The sequence below is a fragment of the Azospirillum himalayense genome (assembly GCF_042657465.1).
Taxonomy (GTDB): domain Bacteria; phylum Pseudomonadota; class Alphaproteobacteria; order Azospirillales; family Azospirillaceae; genus Azospirillum; species Azospirillum himalayense.
Map to the genome: position 1 here is coordinate 1 of NZ_JBHSLC010000081.1, position 19,626 is coordinate 19,626.

11 protein-coding genes are annotated in these 19,626 nt (G+C 63.7%); 1 reads left to right on the forward strand and 10 read right to left on the reverse strand.

Annotated elements, in window-relative coordinates; genetic code table 11:
• Positions 1-247: 247 nt before the first annotated feature.
• From ACFPMG_RS23930 to ACFPMG_RS23975, 10 genes are all read right to left on the reverse strand, one after another.
• The gene (locus ACFPMG_RS23930) at positions 248-664 is read right to left on the reverse strand and encodes a hypothetical protein (protein ID WP_376997726.1); all 417 of its coding nucleotides are present in this window, start codon (positions 662-664) and stop codon (positions 248-250) included.
• 966 nt (positions 665-1,630) lie between these two features.
• Entirely contained in the window at positions 1,631-4,573 is a 2,943-nt protein-coding gene (locus ACFPMG_RS23935; protein WP_376997727.1) for a class I SAM-dependent DNA methyltransferase, read from the reverse strand.
• A 174-nt stretch (positions 4,574-4,747) separates the two neighbouring features.
• A complete protein-coding gene (locus ACFPMG_RS23940; RefSeq protein ID WP_376997728.1) occupies positions 4,748-5,590 on the reverse strand; it encodes an N-acetylmuramidase domain-containing protein in 843 nt (280 codons plus the stop codon).
• Between the two features lie 51 nt (positions 5,591-5,641).
• On the reverse strand, positions 5,642-5,821 hold the full coding sequence (locus ACFPMG_RS23945) for a hypothetical protein (RefSeq protein ID WP_376997729.1): 180 nt from the start codon (positions 5,819-5,821) through the stop codon (positions 5,642-5,644).
• Positions 5,809-6,303, reverse strand: coding sequence for a hypothetical protein (locus ACFPMG_RS23950; RefSeq protein WP_376997730.1), 495 nt, complete (start codon positions 6,301-6,303; stop codon positions 5,809-5,811). Before ACFPMG_RS23950 ends, ACFPMG_RS23945 begins: the two co-directional genes overlap by 13 nt.
• 96 nt (positions 6,304-6,399) lie before the next feature.
• A complete protein-coding gene (locus tag ACFPMG_RS23955; protein WP_376997731.1) occupies positions 6,400-7,089 on the reverse strand; it encodes a hypothetical protein in 690 nt (229 codons plus the stop codon).
• Positions 7,079-9,664: a hypothetical protein gene (locus tag ACFPMG_RS23960; RefSeq protein ID WP_376997732.1), complete on the reverse strand. Its 2,586-nt coding sequence runs from the start codon at positions 9,662-9,664 to the stop codon at positions 7,079-7,081. Before ACFPMG_RS23960 ends, ACFPMG_RS23955 begins: the two co-directional genes overlap by 11 nt.
• A complete protein-coding gene (locus tag ACFPMG_RS23965; protein WP_376997733.1) occupies positions 9,661-10,548 on the reverse strand; it encodes a hypothetical protein in 888 nt (295 codons plus the stop codon). The genes ACFPMG_RS23960 and ACFPMG_RS23965 overlap by 4 nt, the downstream gene beginning before the upstream one ends.
• A gap of 3 nt (positions 10,549-10,551) precedes the next feature.
• Positions 10,552-12,126 carry a hypothetical protein gene (locus tag ACFPMG_RS23970; protein WP_376997734.1) on the reverse strand — a complete coding sequence of 525 codons (1,575 nt, stop codon included), beginning with the start codon at positions 12,124-12,126 and terminating at the stop codon, positions 10,552-10,554.
• Complete coding sequence (locus tag ACFPMG_RS23975; RefSeq protein WP_376997735.1) at positions 12,126-18,896, reverse strand: phage tail length tape measure family protein; 6,771 nt, start codon at positions 18,894-18,896, stop codon at positions 12,126-12,128. The genes ACFPMG_RS23970 and ACFPMG_RS23975 overlap by 1 nt, the downstream gene beginning before the upstream one ends.
• 261 nt (positions 18,897-19,157) lie before the next feature.
• Here ACFPMG_RS23975 and ACFPMG_RS23980 point away from each other — a divergent pair, with 261 nt between their 5' ends.
• Entirely contained in the window at positions 19,158-19,511 is a 354-nt protein-coding gene (locus tag ACFPMG_RS23980; RefSeq protein ID WP_376997736.1) for a hypothetical protein, read from the forward strand.
• Positions 19,512-19,626 lie beyond the last annotated feature (115 nt).

Below are 19,626 nucleotides of genomic sequence, written 5' to 3' on the forward strand. Positions count from 1 at the left end.
AGGACGTTCACGCCCGGACGGTTGAAACGCTCGCAGCGAGCCGGACTGCCGCCTCTCGCCATGCTCGGCGCGGATCGGGCAGTGCTCGTGCAGGGTCAGGTCGCCGTACTGGCGACGGACCAGCTTGGGGCTGAGGATCTCGGTCATGGGGGGCTCCGGAAAAGGAAAAGCCCGCCGCGGAGGTCCGGGCGGGCTGGGTCTACAGCGCTGATAGCGGTGCTGGACTGGTGGCCGAGGCGGCCCTACGTCATGAACAGGAAGCGTCGAACGACTTCGCAATCTCCAGCGCTGTGGAGGTTGCAGCCACCCCTTTAGCTCCCTTACACGAAAGCAAAGCCTCGACGTAGTCCCGGAATTCTGGTTCAGCCTTGCCGACGATCCCATGCCTCATGAAGTGGCGCTGGTATTGGTACGTGCTGGTCCACACCGCGGCGATAACGCCCAGCGGATCGACGACGACGGTCAGCGGAAGGTCGGTGACGGACTTCGGCGTCGGAAGGTCGCGGGGAGCTGGGTCGCGGCCGTCAGACAAGGCGAGGTAGTCCGTACGCAGCCCCTTACGCCGCTGATAGCTAAGGTCGCGTTGGAACGCCCCTTCCTGGTCGGTCTCGCTGGGACGCGGGGAAACGATCATTACGACAGGCACTTCGGGGTGGGCCTTCATGAAGCTCTCTACCGAAGGCCGCTCTCCGATGCACGGCATGCACCATTCTGCTCCCCGCTTGAACAGGAACCACTTGCCACGAAACTCCGCCGTTGAGCGACGGACACCGTCCTCGCCGTGGAATGTGAAGATCGGCAGTGTGTCCCCTGGTGCGAAACCGTAGGCCGGTTCCGCAGCCGTCGGCCCAGTCAGAGCTACAATGGAGAGTAGTGACAGCAGCCCAAAAAAGACGTTTCGGAAAGCTGTTAAAGCTGGAGGGGTTCTCATTCTCATCTCGCACGAGGTAGGCTCAATTTTTTATCACGCGCCGTGCCGATGAGCACTATTGCTTGTAGAGCCATTGGCCTGCTGACATGCCAACCCCGGCACGATAGGCGTCCCATAATCAACCCGCATCAAACATCGCTCCCTCTGCCGCCCTGCGCTTCTTCAGCCGGTCGAGCACCCGCTTCTCGACATTCACCGTTGCGTTGATCCAGCGCCCAAACGGATGGCGGGTCGCTTCGGGTTGAGGAGGTCGGTCATGGGACTCTGGAAAAGGAAAAGCCGCCGGGCGGGGTGCCGGGCCGCTGGTGGGTGAAACCTCGGTGCTGTAGGCTTTGGGCAGTCAGCGAAGACGTTTCGGACATTGGGTGGCGGGGGAGCCTCGGCTCAGCATGCACACGTCGCGGACAGTGACCGCCGTGTGGACCGGACAACACGGGCCGGCGTCGGCCCATCTTCGGATGGCTCGACCGAACGTAGGGGGTGACGCCCCTTCCCGGCGGTCACGCCCTCAATCCAACTTGTCCATCGGGACGTCCGGCAGGTCCGCCGTCTGGCCGGCGAGCGCGTGCGAGCTGTCGCCGCAGAGATCGATTCGACCCGAGCGGATGAAGTAGTGGCAGACCTGGGCGGTCCACCCGCTGCTCGGCCCGAACTTCCGAGTGATGCTTCACCGAGGGGCTGGAAGTCGGCGCCGCATTCCTATGCCATCTCCATTTCCCGTCCAGCTATAGCGACTTCCATACCAGCCGGTGAGCTCCGGGCTATGTTCAGGGCCAGCAAACGGGACAGGACGTCCTCATCAGATAAATCAGCGGGCCAACCGTATGCAGCAGCTACAGCCTCATCCAATTGCCGGTGTGCGTTCGCAAGCCACGCTGGTCGTTCGTTGTAAAGATTGGTCAGTGTCCGCTTCTTCAAAATGGCCGCAGCCTTATCGTCACGGGGGATGAGGCGATCAGGAAATCCTGGGACTTCCTCTGGTACTCGCTCCACAAGCTCAGAAGGGTTCAGCCACGACTCGCGCAAGTCGTTAAGAAGTTTCGATGCTTTTGCGATTTCTTGCGCCCGGGAATCAACGGAGTAGGCATACGCCGGAAGATCAGGCGTCAGACCATCAGGGAAAGGATAAGTTGAAAATGTGGTGGTAGATGTGTATCGTGGCCTATCCTCCAAGCTAGTACCCAATCGCAAAGCCCATAATTCATGAAATCGACTATGCAGAATGCCAAACGTCGTATCGTCATCGCGCGCAATGACGATTAAGTTTTTGTCTGGGAGCACAGGGTATTTCAGCCATATAAAAATGCGATGCTCAGATGTCTCAGTGGTTACTATGTATCGTGGCAACGTTTGAATGCGGGCACGCATTTCCGGGCGCGGCCAATATGGTTCCCACCATCTATCGCGGGCGTGTCTGTCACGAGATTCTTGCCGAGCTTCCACTAAGCCACGCGTATCTTTAAGACTCTCCGGATCATACTTGGAATTCAGAAGATACTTATAAATATCTTCGAACAAAGATATACTGAACTCGTCACAGTTTATCGGAAAGTCAATAATCCATCGATCTCTATTTCTCGAAGTTAAATCATCTCCATTTTTGTATGGCTTAAGCACTTCATGATTGAATATTTTATTTGGGTTGCTCGGAAGCTTCATCCACGCTCGCGCGATCTCGCCATTAACATCGTGCGGTCCACTTTTCTGTATTCCAAGAAAGGATACGCCAGAATTATGAATTTGCGGCTTCGCTTTGGTTAAGTTGACGCCAGTAGTTAAATCTGAATTAATTGCCAAGACCTGCGAGCCATCCAGAAATATTGGTTTATTGTTAGTTTTGGCCTGAAAGCAAATAAGAGACACCTCAACCCTTGCACCTTCTATTGTCCAAGGCTGCTTACTCCATGCATTATATATCTCAAGATCAGTAGATATTTTGTCGAGAACGGGACGGTTTGTACCTCCACAAATCGAACTTGTCGCCACTAAACCGGCTCTATGTGCTTTACCTGCTAGGACTTGCTCTCTGGCCCTCTCAAACCAGTAACACACGAGGTCCGAGAACCCGGCGAGACGCTCCTTATAGACAGACCGTAATTCATCAGTGTACGCGACACCAAGTCTACGCTTCATGAGTTTAGCACCAAGAAACGGTGGGTTTCCTATAATTACATCAGCTTTTGGCCAAGCCGCCACCAGACCATTATCAATCACTGCGTCTCGACACTCAATAGTATGTAGACTTCTCAGAATTGGATTTCGGCTGACACCAAATCCATTTCGCTGCATCCACTGTATTTCTCCAATCCAAACTGACACTCTTGCTAGCTCTGCAGCAAAAGGATTAATTTCTATACCCAATACGGCTTCAGGTCCAACCCTCGGAAATTCTCTTTGAAGTCCCATTGCCTCAGCTTCTATACTTATTCTATGCTCAATATCTTTTAATGCCAATAAAGATATATATAAAAAATTGCCACTTCCGCACGCTGGATCAAGAACACGGAATGTCCACAGGCGCTCGAGGAATTCCCTAAAAATGTTCCTAGCTTCCTTTGCGTATTTATTCCTTGAGGATAAAGATTTTGATTTATGCAAATTCTCCATAATCGATGAAATGCGAGTTTTTTCGATTTCCCATTCCGCCAAAAGTGGTTGCACAACAACCGGCTCGACAATCATGCGAATTTTGTCGCCGTCGGTATAGTGGGCACCCAGTTGGCTCCGCTTGTCTGGATCGAGACCGCCCTCAAATAGCGTTCCAAAGAGGGCCGGGTCCATTTCTGACCAGTCTAACTCCGCAGCCTCGAAGACCTGCGTAATTTCGCTTGCTGAGAGAGGAATGGCACTGTCGCTGTCGAACAAGCCACCATTGAACCATGGCACCTCTTCCCAACCGGCCATACCACCGCTTTTCATGGCACCGAACAGTTCCCGAACCATCGGGAGGAACCGTGTAGGGTTCCCCTTCGCAACCTCAAGCATGCGGCTGAACAGATGGTTCGAGAGCAGGCCGGCATCTTCAGCGAACATGCAGAAGACGAGACGGTTGATGAAATGTGCGACGGCTCCAGCTTCATGCCCTCTCGCCCGCAAATCGGCCGCCAACCCAGCGAAACGTTGTGCGGCATCTCGGGTGAGTGCTTCTCGCGTCAACCCCGGTTTCAGCTTTTCCGGTGCGGCGAGAACCCATCGAAGATTCTGAAGTGCCTTCGGATCATGCAAATCATCAAGGGTTAACTCAATGGTCTGCGAGACTGTATTCGTCCAGTTGGTGTGGATGCGGAAACGCTCCATATCGCACACCACCAAGAGAGGCGGATTTTCTAATGCAAGGGCGTAGCGTTGAAGCTGAACGAGGGCATCATCCAGATCCTTACCTTTGCTTTTGTACTCCCAGCCGAAATGCTGTCGCTTCCAGACATCGGCCCACCCCTTACCGCCCCCCAATTTATTGACGCCGCGGTCAAAGCAATAGGAGGAGCCGTCTTGATCGGCTGCCGACGGTGGGGCTTCGCCGAGCATATAGCATAGGTCATTGAAGTGTGTCTGCGACCCGCTACGCTCGGTAAGCTTGCTAGCCTTCCACTTCGTGATGAACTGTGCGGGAGAGATTGTCATGGCAGATGAATTAACTGTCATGTCCGCGCCCCACTAGAGTTACTTTTTGGACGAAACACTACTTATTTTCCCGTTTATGTATAGGTGAATGCATCGTGAACGAGAAAAAATGTCGTTCACGGCATCTCCAGACAACCCATCGGCGCCGCGGTTTGCATGTTGTCGTTTGGCATACTCAATGGTCTCCACCATTTCTCACACCAGCCCCAGCGCGATCGCCGTCCGCGTGTCCACCCGCCCGGTGACGGGCAGCCTGTGCCCGGCCTGGACCTGCTCAACCGCGTTGGCTGTCCGCCGACCGAAGTCGCCGTCCTCCACGATGGCCGGGAAGCCACAGCGCTGGAGCGCCCGTTGCAGGGCGGCCACGTCCGGCCCGACGTCTCCGATCCCCAGCACGCCGTCACCCGCGGCGCCGCGAACCCGCTGGTAGGCGGCGGCCAGCTTCTCGTCGTAGGCGTTCGCGGCGAAGTCCGTCCCGTTGTAGCCGCGGGCGAACTCGCTCCAGCGCTTGCCCCGCAGGGCCGGAACCAGCCCGCGCGCCGTGACGAAGGCGTTGAAGGCAGCGAGCTGGGCGACGGCGCTGTCCGCCATGGCGCGGACGAAGCTCTCGACGTCGCTGAAGCCGCACAGGGCGTGGTTGCTGCCCAGGATCTGCGGCATCCCCCAGGACGATGCCTTGAGGGCGACCGCCGGCCCGATAGCCCGATGCTGGCAGGCCCGGTTCAGCCGGTCGTACTCGCCGGCCGCCGTGCTGGAGTAAAGGCTGCGGTCCCAGCGCAGTTCCGCCAGACCAGGCACGGTCACCCCACCGTTGAGGCGGAACGCGATATGGGCCTCGAACAGGATCGGCATGCGGCCATCCGCCCGGAAGGCGCTGCGGCCGCCGGTCTCCACGATCAGGACGGCGCGATAGGCCGCCTCCTCGACACCGAGGGCGGCGGCAGCGGTGGCGATGTCGGTGGGGCCGAGCGGGCGCGCGGCGCCGACGACGGTGGGCAGGCGCACGGCTTCAGCCGCGCCGACGGGCACGTTGGGCATGGGATGCTCCATGGATTTATGCGTTACATTTTGCGTTACGCGGAGGCGGGATCAGCCGCCCCTCCGCTGCGGCCCGAGCCGCTGGAAGCCGGAGCACATGCCCCGTCGCGCGTTGATGAGGAGGTGCGCCAACAGCAGGAGCGCATCGTCCTTGCTGCCCTCGCAATCGGCCAGGGCCTGCGCAGCGACCTGCTGGGCGTCGTGCTGGCCCGGATCGTTCAGCCTTTCCATGGCCGCTCTCCGGGCACCTGCCGCGCCGTGGGCTTCGTACCGGTCGGCGCCCCACGGGCTTCAGCCTCAGCGACCGCGGCGTCTTCGACCAGCCGCTGGTTCGTCGCCATCAGGTTCTCGTTCTCCTGCTGGACCCGAACGAGCGCGGTTCTGGCCTCGTCCCGCTCGGTCCGCGTCGCGGCAAGCCGCTCCTCCGTCATGCCGATGCGAGCTTCGAGCTGGCCACGCACCTTCACCGCTTCGTTTCGTTCGTGGGCCATGTCGGCGATGTTGGCCTGGAACTGCACCACCTGCGCCCGGAGGTCCGCGATCTGCTGGCGAAGGTCGGCGCGGATCTCCGCCTCCATCTTCGCGGCGCGGTCCTGCCGCCCGAAGGACACCAGCAGCCGCCACGCGACAAGACTGCCGCCGACCCCCGCGGCGATCTGCGAATAGATGTTGGACAGGACACCGCCGTCAGCGGCGGACGATGGATCGGGCATGGGACCTCCTGCGGCCCGGCGCCGTGGCGCGGGCATAGAAAAGGCCGCTCGTGGCGGCCGGGATCGTGGACGGGTTGGGAGTCTTGTCGCGGGCGATCAGGACCGAAGGTGGGTGCAGGCTTGGAACACCTGGACGGGCGTCTCGGCGGCTTTGACGGCCTCCACCGCAGCGCGTCGCTTGCCCTCCAGGTCGGCGTTGACCGCGGTCCAGGCGGTTGCCGTGGCGCCGACCAGGGCGGCCACGTCGTTCAAAGTGGAGCCGGTGGCGGAGGCCTCAGCCGAGAGGTATGGAAACGGGCCGCTGTCGCCGGCCGCATGCCGAGCGGCCTCGTCCTGCTTTTCGAGGTAGGTGGCCGACTGCCCCACCGTCACGGTGATGTGCAGGCCGCGCAGATCGCCGACACGGGCGTTGATCAGGTCCACCGCGGCGGCCTTCAGCACCTCCAGCGGCACCACCGGAGCGGCGGGCGGCTCGGGGGTGACTTCGCGCTCCCCGATCAGGTTGCCCTCGGCGTCGAACTCCGAGACGACGATTGGTTTGGCCGGCGGCAGGGCGGCAACGACGAGCGCCCGGACCTCGGCATTCCCGGCCAGCGCCGCCTCGATCTCCTCCGGCGTAGCGGCGAAAACATCAAGCGGCGGCTCCGGGCACCGCGGCCCGAAGACGGCGGGCTCCAGCTCGTCGCCAGTCGCCGGGTCCAGCACCGCCGGCACGATCTCGACCCACGCCCACCGGTAAAGCAGGCGCCCGCCCTTGTAGGAATCGGGAAGCTGGTCAGGCTGCATAGCTGGTCTCCTCTGTAGGTGAGCGGTTGACGATGATACTGGCGCTCCACGCAATCCGCTTGCTCGCCACGCCGGTCACGCGGACGGCGACCGTCTGCGCCGCCGTGTCGATTTGCAGGGTGGCGTCCGCGGTGGAAGTCACCTCGGTATCCGTACCGATGGTCTGGACCGATCCCTGGAGCGTGACGTTGCCGCCACCGTCCCGATAGTAGGTGGCCTTGCGGACGTAGCTCAGCCGCTCGGTGTCCGCGGCGCCGACGACGCGCCCGATGATCCGCGCCTCCACCTGCACCGTCTCGCGCTCGCCCACCAGAATCCGCGGCGCCAGATCGAGCGGGGTCGCATCGGTGGTGACGCCGCGTGCTGTGAAGCCGCCGCCGACCGGACGTGGGCCGCCAGCCAGGATCGCTTCCTTGCCGCCGATGGCGTCCTGCACCACGCCCACCTCGGCCGCCGTGCCGATCAGCAGCGTACCGCCACACAGGGACACGGAGCGGATGGTGTCGGAGGTGGTTGCGGCAAGCACCACCTCGTCCAAGTAGCTGACGCGACGCAGTCCAGAAAAGATTGAAACACCGTCGCCCGTCCCAACCGGCACCCGTCCGGTCAGCGGGCAGCGGCCCAAGGCAGTGACGATGTTGCTCGTGCCGCCAAGCAGGCAGCGGGCACCGTCCTGCATCAGCGGAGCCTCGTCGGCGAACATTTTGCGAATTTGCGCCGGGGTGGGCGCGTAGGCCCCGGAGCGGAGCAACGCAATGGCCAGACTGTTCCAGACATTGGTGCCATCCAGTTCGCAGCCGATACGGGTCACTGCGGCTGCGTTGGCGAGGGTGCCGGTCGGGGCCGCTGCTGACTGGGACAGCCCACCATCCGTCCACGCCTCCAGCGTTGCGCCACGACGACAGAAGAGCACCAGATGCCAGCCCGCAGCCTGGATATCGGCGGTATCGACGGATGCTCCAGTCGTGCCGTCGTTTGCTGTGAACCGCATCTTTGCCCCGTTGCCGGTTATGCTGACGCGAGGACCAGTCGTGATCGCGCCGGGGTTACCGCGGCGGACGGCCATTCCTCCAGCCACCGTGAAGTTGGCCCAGGCGGCGAAGAAGAAGTCGCCGGCATAGTCGAGGTCGGCGTTGTACGGCTGCTCCAGGTAGTTGCTCGCACTGAATCCCGACCACGCCATCATCTCAGCACCGACCGCCACCGGATTGCGCGCCAGCGTGCCGTAGACGGTCAATGGCTTGTTCTTGTAGCTGCGGTCGGCCACCTGCCCCCCAGTGATAGCCCCCGTCGCACCGTCGCACAGCGTGGCAAGTCGGATATCGCCGGGCTGCCAGCCGGTTGCGTAGTCCTTGGTGATGTAGGCGACCATGCCGTTGGCAGGGTTGGCGTAATCATCCACCAGGAGGGACAGGCCGACGTTCTTTCCCGAAATCAGCAAATCCCCTGCGACGGCGAACTGGGGTGAATGCAATGCCGTGCCGGACAGCATGGACGGATACGAGGTGAGCGGGGCGTAGAGGAACTGATACGCAACGATGTTTGCATATGGAATTGGGAACCGGTAGTGCACCCCACGCCCATCATCATTTGTGTTGCGCGCGACGAAGATGGCTTTGTCGGTCAGGAACACCCGCTGGATGCCGTTGATACCCGTGATGTTGGCGATCACCCCATTCGGGTGAATCACGCTCACGCCCGCGGAGGTCGCCACAGCCACGGTTGGGATCGGCAGGCCCGCGGCGTCGAGCGGAGCGCCGGGGAGAACGCGGGCATGCACCGCATTGACGGAGGTTGCGACCAGGGCGCCAGAGGCCGATGTCGCGCCCTCCGCAAGCACGGTGTTTCGCTGTGCGAAGGTGCCGAGCCGGCGGCGACGGCCCGAGTTGTCGTAGCGGTCGCACCAGTCTCCCGTAAGGCTGATGACGTGCAGGCCCATGCCGCTGCCGATGTAGATGTAACCGTTGAGCCCGAACACACAGGTGATCGGCGCGGCAGGGCCGCACAGCACCAGCCCGTTCCCGGTCGGGTTGGATGCCCTCCAGAGGCGGGGCACCCCGGTTACCGGATCGAGGTCCAATGCGTCGTGGGCAAACCACTGCTCCTGCAACACGGTGAGTGCCACCACAGCGGGGACATCACGCTTCACGCCGGCATAGGTGCCCGGCGCCTCGTGCCAGTAGGACAGGCTCGAGCACCGGCCCGGCTCATTCCAGCGCGATCCGTCCAGCAGTCGGTCGTCCAGGCGGGTGTCGTAGACAAAGACCTGCGCAACGTTCGGCGTCGACAGCAGCAGCTTGTCGACGCCAGGGAACGCGAGCGCGGTGGTGCTGCCCATGGTGATCTGCGCTACCAGGGCCTGACAGAGCTGCAGGATAGTCGCCACGGACGCCTGGGCGGCGAGAAAATTGGCCTGCGACAGGTACGTCGCCATGTCGTCCAGGCCCTGGGCGATCAGCCCCAGCGCCCGCGGGAAGTTGGCCTCCATGCCGCCGGGACCGTCCAGACCGCCGGGGTTGGTGCTGCCGTTGTAGATGTCGCCGTTGATGGCGCGCAGGTCGCTCTGCGTCGTCATGTGGTGATCTCCTCAAGCGAGGTGCTGGAACTGGTGTAGGAGGAGGCGAACCAGCGGTTGGTGTGGTCGCCGCGCCGCTGGAAGAGGCCGCCGTAGCGGAAGCAGGCCGCCGGGTCGTCGATGTTGGGGAGCCAGACCACCGGTTTGTGGAAGTCCACGCGCCGGGCCAGATCGAACAGGCTGTCGCGGATCTGCCGACCGTTGACCTGCCGAGGCACAGTCACCGTGCGGTAGCCGGTGCCCGGCTCGACCGCGACGCCGCCGCCGGGGAAGCGCGTCACCTCGTCGGTCGGGACATAGCCGTCCTCGGCGTCGAGGGAGCGCCAGAACTGGAGGCTGTCGGAGATCCAACCATAGCCCAGGCTGTAGGCGTCCGCGTCGGTGCCGTCCGGCTCGTAGGCCCCGCCGTAAAAGGTCCAGCGCGCACTGCCGATCCGGCAATAGGGCACGACGACATGAATGTTCGTCGGATAGAGCGCGAAGTCCTCCGCCGGCAGATCGCCGCGGAACAGGTTGCTGTCGCCCCACCGGAGCTGTCGCCAGTCAAGCAGGGACGGCACCACCGCCCGGTCCCGGCCGGTCGTCGGGTTCCGTGTGTCGAACAGCGGCCCCGTGAACGCATTGGCGAACAGCTCCAGCCGGTACCGGGCGGCCTGTCGGAAGTTGGTCCGACACCAGCCTGCATAGGTGCAGGCGTAGCGCTCCGGAAAGACGGCGCTGATCACCACCGGGTCGGCGGCGGTGCCGAGCCCCTCCGACACCGCCGCGGTCAGCAAGGGCAGCGACTGGCAGGATGTGAGCGGGCTATTCGACGCCCAATCGGCATTGCTGGTCAGCGTCGCAGCCGGCCAGCGGTTGCGATCTGCAAGAAGGCCAAAGCCCATCGGCTACTCCCGAACGACGAGGGTTGGGATTTTGGAGCGGGCGTTGTTGATCCGCCCGATGACCGTGACGAGGCGCCCGGCCTCATAGCCGGCCAGATCATCGAAGACCTGCAGGACGGCCCGGCGGTCGATGCCGGGGGCGCCGTCCTGGGCGACAAGGTCGTAGACGCGCCGGACCTGCTTCAACTCGGCCAGAAACTCCGCCTGCTCGGCTACCGCATGGGTGCGGTCCCACAGCAGGGTTTCGACCGTGGGCGACCGAGCGCCGGGATATGCCGCCGCGGTCGCGGCATCGGTGCTGGTCACCTCGCGCCACAGCGCCTTGTGCAACTGGACATCTTCATCCAGCGCATCACCGACGATGGCCTGCGTGACTTTCGGAATCGGGGCGTAGCGCAGGGTCACCGTCTTCGCGGGCAAACCTCTGGCATCGGTGCTGCGCGGCGTCAGGCCGGGCGTGTTGACCCCGCGCCGATAGATGCGGGCGGCGGGAGCCACGGGCGCCAACAGCCGGCCGACCGTCAGCAGATCCCCGGCGGTCACGATCCAGTAGCCGCGTGCCAGGGAGCCAAGCAGCTTGTCGAGCGCCTCCCGCAGCGTCGGGCTGGAGCCGGTCGGGATCGCGTAGCCGACCTCGCGCGGCAGGGCGTCCAGGGCTGCGACCAATGCGGTGTCCACGCGGGTGAGCGGCACTTTGGCGGCGACCGTCACCGCGAGGTGCTGGGCCAGTTCGCCGACGTGCCGGCGCCAGACGCCACCGGTCTTGTCGCCCTTCACCTCGCAGAGGATCTCCGGCGGGCGACTGCCGGTCACGATGATGCCGGTGGCCGGGTCCACCTTGAACTCGTTGCTCGCAGGCGTTCCAGTCGCGCGAGGGTCCATCCGGAATCCACGGTCCCATAGGTTGGGCACGCCCTCGATGGGGTGCCCGCCGTTGACGCTCCAGTGGTAAAGCCCGCCGATGATGCCGAGATAGGTCGGCTCCATGTAACAGTGGCCGAAGGTCCGCTCCTTCGTCCGGTCGGCCAGCGATTCGCCATCGCCGGTGCTGTACTTCTCGGTCAGGAGAGGATCGTCAAAGTCAGCCTCCCGCCCGCGAACCGACAGGTTGATGGTGCTGCGCTTGGAGTCCGGGTCGGGCATTTCCATGGTGACCAGGGTCACCACCTGGGCAGTGGCGTAGGGCGCCCCCTCCTCGATGACCTTTTCCGTCAGCGGCCAGCCCGCCAAGGCATAGTCGGTCAGCAGCAAGTTGAGCGGGCGGGCCGGGAGCGTGACGGTGATCCAAGCATCCGCCGTCACGTCGTAGACCCGCGCCTGTCGCTGTCCCTGCCAATCACGGGTGTTGTCTAATTCGACCGATCCGAGGGTGACCTTGGTGGCACCCATCGTCTCACCCAAGCGGGCGATGGACAGCGAGACGTCGGAGGGTTTTCCCACCAGCGGCAACCACGACAGCGCCGCCGGGGTGTCTCCGGTGCCGGACCGGTAGCCGGGCTTGGTTGACAGGTACCAACGATGAATGTGGCCGGACGCCAAGTGGAAGGCATCCAGCTCAATGAGATGAACTGTGGTCATCAGAACCCTCCGGTGCCGGTGAGCCTCTTTTCAGCGCCCTCGGTGGCCGCGGCGATGCGGTCGAGCAGGTCCGCGTGCTGCTGGGCGATCTTGGCTCGCTGCTCCTGGTCCATGCCCTCATTGCGCTCCAGGAGACGTGTCAGGCGCTCGACGGCTTGCCGCAGCAGCCGCAACTCGGCTGCCGTGCGGTCGTCGCTCCCTGACCGGCCCGGCGTCGGGGCGTAGTCCTGCCGGCGGATCGGCGCGATGTTCGACGCCCAACGGTCGTTGGCCGGCGGCTCCACCCCGGTCGGGTAGACGTAGCCAGCCGCCCCGAAGGTCACCTTCTCCGGCCCGAACTCGCCTACGATGTAGGATCGGCCCGCCTCGACAGGTCCGCCCGCCGCACGGAGCCCGACGCCGCCAAGCCGCTCCGCGACGGTGGCGGTGTTGTACATCGTATTCACTTCATAGGTCCCATTGGCGTGCAGCAGAGTGCCAATGGCGTTGAGCTGGACGAGGTTGTTCTGGATGCCTTGATTGATGCTGCCCAGGATGCCGGACAGCTTGTCGTCGATGCTGCGGCTGATCTGCACCGTCTCGGTCGTCTCGACCGTCTGCGCCACCGTCCGTGTGACCGTGCCGCCGGGCACAAGCGGGGACCCGGTCGCCGGGTCGATCTGCTGGCCGATCACGCGCTGCACCGATCCCGGCAGGATAATCTGTGCCCATTCAGCCGCGGTGAGCACTCGCCCAAGGCTTTGCTCGACGCTGCGACCAACGGTCATGGCGACGACGAGACCGGCGCGCTCCTCCGCGGTGAGGTCGCGCCCGATGGTCTGCGTGATGGTGCGATCAACGGCACCGCCCTTGACGAGTGCGGACACCTGCTCGCTGGTCAGGGCCGCGCCCATCACCTCGCCGACTGTGCGGGTAACGTCGCCGCCCAGCACGAGCTTGGCGACTTGGTCGCTGGTCAGCGTGACACCCAGCTTCTCGGCGACCGACCGGGTGATGTCGCCGCCAGCTATGAGGGAGGCCACTTCGGCGGCGGTCAGCGTTTTCTTCAAAACCTCCTGAACGTCTCGGATCACATCGCCGGCGCCGGCCAGCTTCCCCATCTCCTCGTCGGTCAGCGAGCGCTTAAGGCTTTGCTCGACATCACGGCGCACGACCTCGGCCGTCATGAGCGATGCCAAGTCGTCGCCCGACAGCAACGTCCCGAGCTTTTCTTCCACCGTCCGCAGCACGGTCTGCGTCTGCGTGAGCTTCTTCCTGTCGTCATCCGACAGGGCGTTCAGTTGCTCGGTGATCACCCGGAAGGTCGCAAGCTCGACATCGACCTTCACGGAGCCGCCCAGCTTCTGGATCTCTTCCAACAGCAGCTGGTCATAGGACTTCGTCGCCGGCAGCGTCTCCAGAGACGACAGCACCCAAGTGCGCATGGCCTGGGTTTCCTTGCCGCTCGCTGTCATAGCCTCCTGTGCGGCCATCAGGCGTTCGGCGGTCCCGGTGATGCGCGCCAAGGCGTCGACGTTACCGCCGCGCGCCAGGGCCAGATCCTCGCCGAACTGCGCCTTGGCGTTTGCCAGTGCGTCCCCAGGAGTGACGCCGACGCCTGCGGTAGAGCGCTGCTGGTCGATCCATGAGCGGATGGAGGCGCCGGCCGAGATGAGGGCCTTCTGCTTCTCCGCCAATTCAGCAGTCGCCTTTGCGGCCTGTTCCGCAGCGAGGGCCTGGTCTTCCATCTCATGGACTTCCAGCTTTCTCGCGCGGAGCAGCGGGTCGGTGACGTCGACCAGCTCGGCGACATGCTGGGCTTCCAGATTCAGGCGATCCGCTTCGTCCTGCGTGATCTGCCCCAGCGTGACCTGCGCGGCACGGACGCGCGCCGCGGCGTCGACCTCATAGGTGTCGCGCGCCGCCTGCTCAAGCTGCCGTTTGCGCTCGCTGGCAAAGGCGACGGCGACGTCATCGACCCCCTTCAGGGCCTTGGCCATCTCGTCGAGGGCCTTGGGGTCCAAGCTGTTGACGAGCGCGCCCATCTGCGCCTCATACAGCTTGATCGCCTTGGCGGGGTCCTGCCCGGCCACGACCAGGGCGGTCGCGGTCTTCGTAAAGGTCTCACCGATGGCCAGTGCGCTATCGATGGCGGACAGCCCCTTGGCCGCACGGATGCCGGAGTCGATGATACGGTCAAAGGCGCCGCCGACGCTTTCCGCCATGCCCTCGATGCCGAGGGTCAGGGCGGTGGCGCTGTCCCGCATGGCGATGAACTGGTCGGAAGCCTGCTTCACCGCCGCAGCCACCTGATCCGGCTGGGCCTTGCCAACCTCATCGAAGAGCTTGGAGAAATCGGTGCTGGCGAGTTGGAGATCAGCGACAAACTGCTCGACGCCGCTGGTCACCCCGCGATCCAGAACGATCTGGAGGTTGTCGGCCACCTGCGCCGGCAAGTCGCCACGCTCGAAACCACTCTTCATGTCGGCGGCGAACTGTGTGGCGAACCACGCGGCCAAACCGGCGGTATCCTCCTTTCCAAACTTCGCCGTCTGCCCAGCATACTCGGCTCGCAGCCCGTCCCGGTCACCGACCGCGATCAGGCCCTGGCCCTTGATCTGCTGGCCGGGCAGCAACGCCTCCAATGTCGCGGCGAGCTGCTGGATCTGGCTGCCGATGCCCTGCGCGGCCTGTCGATTCTCCGCGCTGTATTTCTTCCCCTCCTGTCCGCCGACCGTGGTGGTGCCGGCGGCGAAGTCGATGGAGACATTGCCCTCCCGGTTCGATGGCTTGGTCTGACCGCCAAAAATGCCACCGAGCAAGCCGGCACCACCGCCGATGAGTGCCCCGACCGGCCCCCCAATGAGGAAGCCGACGCCGGCGCCACCGGCCGCACCGATGCCTGCGGACACCACCTTGTTCGCGCCGAACATCCCGGGAAGCATTCCGATGCCGAAACCGGCCGCGGCAGGACCAAGCACGCTGGCAAGCGCGGAGCCGCCAGCCGTCAGGCCGCCACCAGCGGCCATGGCTGCGTCACCAGCACCAGCCGCAAGGGTGCTGGCCGCACCAGCGCCCGCACCACTACCGGCGGCGATGCCAGATCCACCAGCACCCCAAGCGGCCATCACGTCAGCCGCAGCAACTTCGGCTATCGTGGAGGCCGCAGCACCCTGAGCCGCAATGGACGCCCCGCCGATGCCCAGAGCCGACGCAGCACCGTTCAGCGCCCCGTTCATCCACGAAGAGGGAATGAACTTAGCGCCAAGCGACAGGTAGTCTCCGACGCCGCCCATACCGCTCTGGTTGGCGGCGTTCTGGTTGGCGTTGGAGCCGAAAGCGTTCCACAGGGATGGAGAGCCGCCGCCGAAAACGGCGTTCCTCATGGGGTTAATGAACGCCAGCTTCACCATGTCGGAAGCGATGGACGCAATAACGCCCTTCATGACGCTTCCGAAGCTTACCCCCTCGCCCTTGCCGGCGACAAAGGCGTCGACGATGGCGTCTCCCACCCGTTCGAAAGCCCGCTCCAGCGTGTCGGCGACCGCCTTCATGGCGTCTTCCTGCCGCTGGATCGACAGTTCGAGGTCGGCGTTCGCAATGGCCGCATTCCGGGCGTTATCGACCCGCTGGCGCTCAGCAGCCGTCAGGGACTCGTACGTCTTGTTCTGCGACTTCAGCCAAGAGTCGATATCCGCTTGGACCTGGATCGCGGACTTCTGCTGGTCGGTCGCCCCGAGCATTTGGGCGCGCACCTCCAGTTTCTTCCGCTGCTCGTCAATCTGGTCGTTGAACTTGGCGATGGACGCGCCGAAGTCGGCAGAAGTCCCCTTATGGAGCAGGTCCAGATAGTGGGCATACGCCTTGTTGAACTGATCCGTGCCAACCGCTCCCTCCCTCAGCGCCATGGCGTGTGCCTTGGACGCGAGTTCGGCCGCCTGGACGGCGGGCGCACCTTGGGCGTAGGCCGCCGCAAGGGCTTCCTGTGCCCGGATCTGGTCAAGGATCGGCTGCGTCTGGTCGCCGCGGATTTGCCGGACGGTCGCGGCCTCCTGCGCCTCAAGGGCTTCGCGCGTGGCTTGCCCAAGCCCCTTCAGCGAGGCGGCGGCAACGGCGTTCTCAATGGTCGCCCGGCGCTGCGCCGCTTCTCCCTGTCCGGCGGCGGCGGCGAGGCGGTCCTGCGCTGCGACCTGAAGGGAAAGTTCGCGCGTGGCATCGGCGGTGCTGGTAGCAATTCCGGCATTCGCCTGCGCAACTGCGGTCTGCGCCTGCGCGCTCCGCTGAGCGACGGTGGTGGCGGTGCCGAGAAGCGCGATGCGGGTCCGCTCCTGCACCAGATACTGCTCGCGCGCCGGGCCGACCATGCCGGCGGCCTGCTGCTCGACCTTGGCGAGTTCGCGGCTTTTGAAGGTTGCTAGGTCGAGACCGGAAGCCTGAACCTGTGTCAGGTCGGCGATCTGGTTCTTCAGGGCTTCGACGGTCCGCCCGCCTTGTGCCGCGGCCGAGCCCATGCCGGGGCCGAGGCCCTTTTGCAGCGTGGCGAGGTCGCCTTCGGCCTTCCGGAGAGTTGCGCCGAGGTCGTCATACTTTTGCGCAACGTCGAGGGCGGCGCGGCTGGCGGCGTTGTTGTTCGCCGCGATGCCTTGCATGGCCGCACCTCGGTTCCGCTCGCGCGCCAATTCGCGAAGCCGCTCCACCTCCTGTTCGGCTTGCGCGAGTTCCGGGCTGACAGAAGGGCGGGGGCGCATCGGCTCTCCGATGGACTGCCCCGGCTGCCAGGACTTGTCGCGGGAACCGAGCGCGTCTTCTTCCTGCTTCATCTCCCGCAACTTCGTCAAGGACGCCTGCGCTGCGGAAAGGCGCTCGTCCAGCGATGGTCCCTTCACCGCGCGGTCGATGGCGCGCCCCATGGAGTCGCCCGCGTTGCTGGCGGCGCGAGCAACCCAATCCCACGCGCGAGCCCAGACGCTCGTGTCGTCGGCCGCTCCCTTCACCCGCTGGGTCAGCGCTTCGGTCAACACGCGCTGCGCTTCGGTTTTGTTTCCGGTCTCCTGGAGACGGCGTACGTGGTCGAGCATCGCGCCGGATAGCAGGTTGTACCGGTCCGCCAGTTCCGCCGCGCCGCGCGCCGGGTCTTTCATAATTCCGGCAAGTTCCGCAGTGGCAGATACAGCGTCCTGCCCGGTCAGCACGGCATAGTCGCGCGTGATTCCGATGAGGCTCTGGATAGTGCTTCCGCCAATCGCGCCGACGCGGTTGTATTCCGCCACCATGCTGCGGGCAGCCTTGACGGAGACGTCGCCGGCTTCCGCTGCCGTCTCAGCCAAGGCTTCCATCTGCCCAGCGGTCGCGCCGAGCGTGTTACCCATGAGCCGGTTAGCGTTGGTCATCTCGCGCACCGACGAGGCGTAGGATTCCCGAAGGCCGATCACGCCAGCCGCCGCCGCGACGAACAAGCCGATGGCAAGCACGGCAATACCGATCGGGGTCAACAGAAGCTGCATCGCCCGACCAAGGCCACCGACCGCACCGGTGGCCTGTGGGCCTTGCTGCATCAAAATGAGTAACGGGTTCTGCCCACCGGCAAGCTGAACAGCCGCATCCTGAAGCTGATACGTGAGGTTCGTTACCTCGTGCGCAGCTAATTTGGTCGAATGTGCGGCGTTATCATTTGAACTCGACGCTTTCAGCATGTTTTCGCGATAGCGCGTTACTGCTGAGACATGCTGTTGCTGGGTGATGAGGCCATGCGCCAACAGTTCATCGGTGTCGGCGACACTTTCAGCGAACAGGCGTTGTGCCTTCGCGGCAGGGTCCAGGCTTTCCTTCAGAGCGCTGGCGCGGGTGGCCAGCAGCGCCATCTTGCGTTCGTTTTCCTCGAACACAGCCGCCGACTCTGCGGCCGATTTCGAGGCGCCCGGCGATACGCCGAGGGCTCCGTTGAATTGGGCTTGCGAACTGCGCGCGTGCAAGTCGTCGAGTTGCTTTTGCGAGCGCAGCAGGTTCTCATTCGAGCGGGCGAGCGCCGCGTTGCCGCGCTCGTACTCAGCCTGGGCAGTGTTCTCGCGCCGCTTGAGATTGATAATCTCGTCGGTGCGGCGCTTGAAATCGGCAACCATCGACTTGGTAGCCGCCTCTTGTGCCGCGATTTCTTCGGCAGCGGTCTTCTTGATTAGGGCCAATGCTTCGGACGCTGCCTTTCGCTCCTGTTCGGCGATTTCGGTTTTCGCACCCTTATGCAGATCCGCGATGCGCCGGTACTCTTCCTCGGCGCCCGCGATCTTCCGGGCGGCGGCCTGCTTGACGGCATCCTCCTGCTGCCTAAGGTCGGCCTTGATGATGTCCAGCATTTCACGTTGCGATGCACGGGCGGCAGAGACTGCCCGGCGGCCACCCTGGTCTATGGCTGCGGCCATGCTGGAGGACAGCCGGTCGATCTGAGAGGCGAGATCGCCTGAGAACTTGGTTCGCCCGAAGTCCTGTAGTGACGCGACGGCGTTCTTCGCCCGCTCGCGCAGCACATCAAATCTGACGGAGAGGTCGTTGACCGCGCGGTTCTGCGCCTGGACGGCCTGCTCGGCAGCCCGCATCTGCGCCTGGATCGCCTGCATCTGCCTTCGGAAGATGTCGGCAGCGGTAGCTCCGGCCCCCAAAGTGGAATTGTACCGGTCCACAGCGGACATCCCATCGCGGGCGCTGTTCGCGATATCCTCCAGCGTTCGTCGGACCACGCGCCCGCCTTGCTCGGCGCCGGTCGGGTCTACGGCTACGCGAAGAACAGCATCGGTCATGGCAGGCTCCGGAAACAAAAAAGCCCGCCGGAATGGCGAGCTTCATGGTGAGGCGGCGTCGAGTGCGGGGGCCGCTTGGCGGCGGGCCAGCGGTGCGAGGATTCAGCGATGTGGGAAACGGAGGGATGCGATTTTGGTAGACGCACCTATCCCCTGGAAATGTTATAGCGCGCCGGACGGCGGCGGTCTATGGCGGTTGGATTTCGGAATCGACTTTGGCGCTTATCGGCGGCAGGATGGCGCCAAAAAGGAGGATGGGCCGTGCGAGTTCTCGCCACCGCATTGTTATCCGCTGCGCTGTTTTCGCTACCGGCCACGGCGGCGGATCAACCGAAGTACGGCAGCCGAGTTCAGACCAATGGAACAGGCTTCGCCTGCGAAGATCTCAGCGCATTACGAGAAGCCGAGGCAGCGCGTTCAGCTAAAGATGATAATTGGCTCGGAGCCATCGGCGAATGTGTTTACTTGCGCGATGGGGTGAACGCCGCTGTTGTCGGAAGCGATGGCGACTATGTGCATATAAGGGCCATTATGCCCAATGGCGCCGGATCGCGTTATTGGGTGGGTAAGTCGTCATTGAAGGCACCATGCTTTGTCGGCAGCGGGTGCAAGTGAAGGGGCGCCGCATTTCTGCGACCCCCTTGCCCAAACCACGTTGCGCCTTTCCTTGCCGCACCGCACCCGACCACTCCACGTCTCGCCAAGCCTGCCAGACCAATTGGTGCTCTTC

Coding starts and splice junctions, on each gene's coding strand:
- ACFPMG_RS23930 (WP_376997726.1), bottom strand. CDS start 664: ATGAAGGCCCACCCCGAAGTGCCTGTCGTAATGATCGTTTCCCCGCGT.
- ACFPMG_RS23935 (WP_376997727.1), bottom strand. CDS start 4,573: ATGACAGTTAATTCATCTGCCATGACAATCTCTCCCGCACAGTTCATC.
- ACFPMG_RS23940 (WP_376997728.1), bottom strand. CDS start 5,590: ATGCCCAACGTGCCCGTCGGCGCGGCTGAAGCCGTGCGCCTGCCCACC.
- ACFPMG_RS23945 (WP_376997729.1), bottom strand. CDS start 5,821: ATGGAAAGGCTGAACGATCCGGGCCAGCACGACGCCCAGCAGGTCGCT.
- ACFPMG_RS23950 (WP_376997730.1), bottom strand. CDS start 6,303: ATGCCCGATCCATCGTCCGCCGCTGACGGCGGTGTCCTGTCCAACATC.
- ACFPMG_RS23955 (WP_376997731.1), bottom strand. CDS start 7,089: ATGCAGCCTGACCAGCTTCCCGATTCCTACAAGGGCGGGCGCCTGCTT.
- ACFPMG_RS23960 (WP_376997732.1), bottom strand. CDS start 9,664: ATGACGACGCAGAGCGACCTGCGCGCCATCAACGGCGACATCTACAAC.
- ACFPMG_RS23965 (WP_376997733.1), bottom strand. CDS start 10,548: ATGGGCTTTGGCCTTCTTGCAGATCGCAACCGCTGGCCGGCTGCGACG.
- ACFPMG_RS23970 (WP_376997734.1), bottom strand. CDS start 12,126: ATGACCACAGTTCATCTCATTGAGCTGGATGCCTTCCACTTGGCGTCC.
- ACFPMG_RS23975 (WP_376997735.1), bottom strand. CDS start 18,896: ATGACCGATGCTGTTCTTCGCGTAGCCGTAGACCCGACCGGCGCCGAG.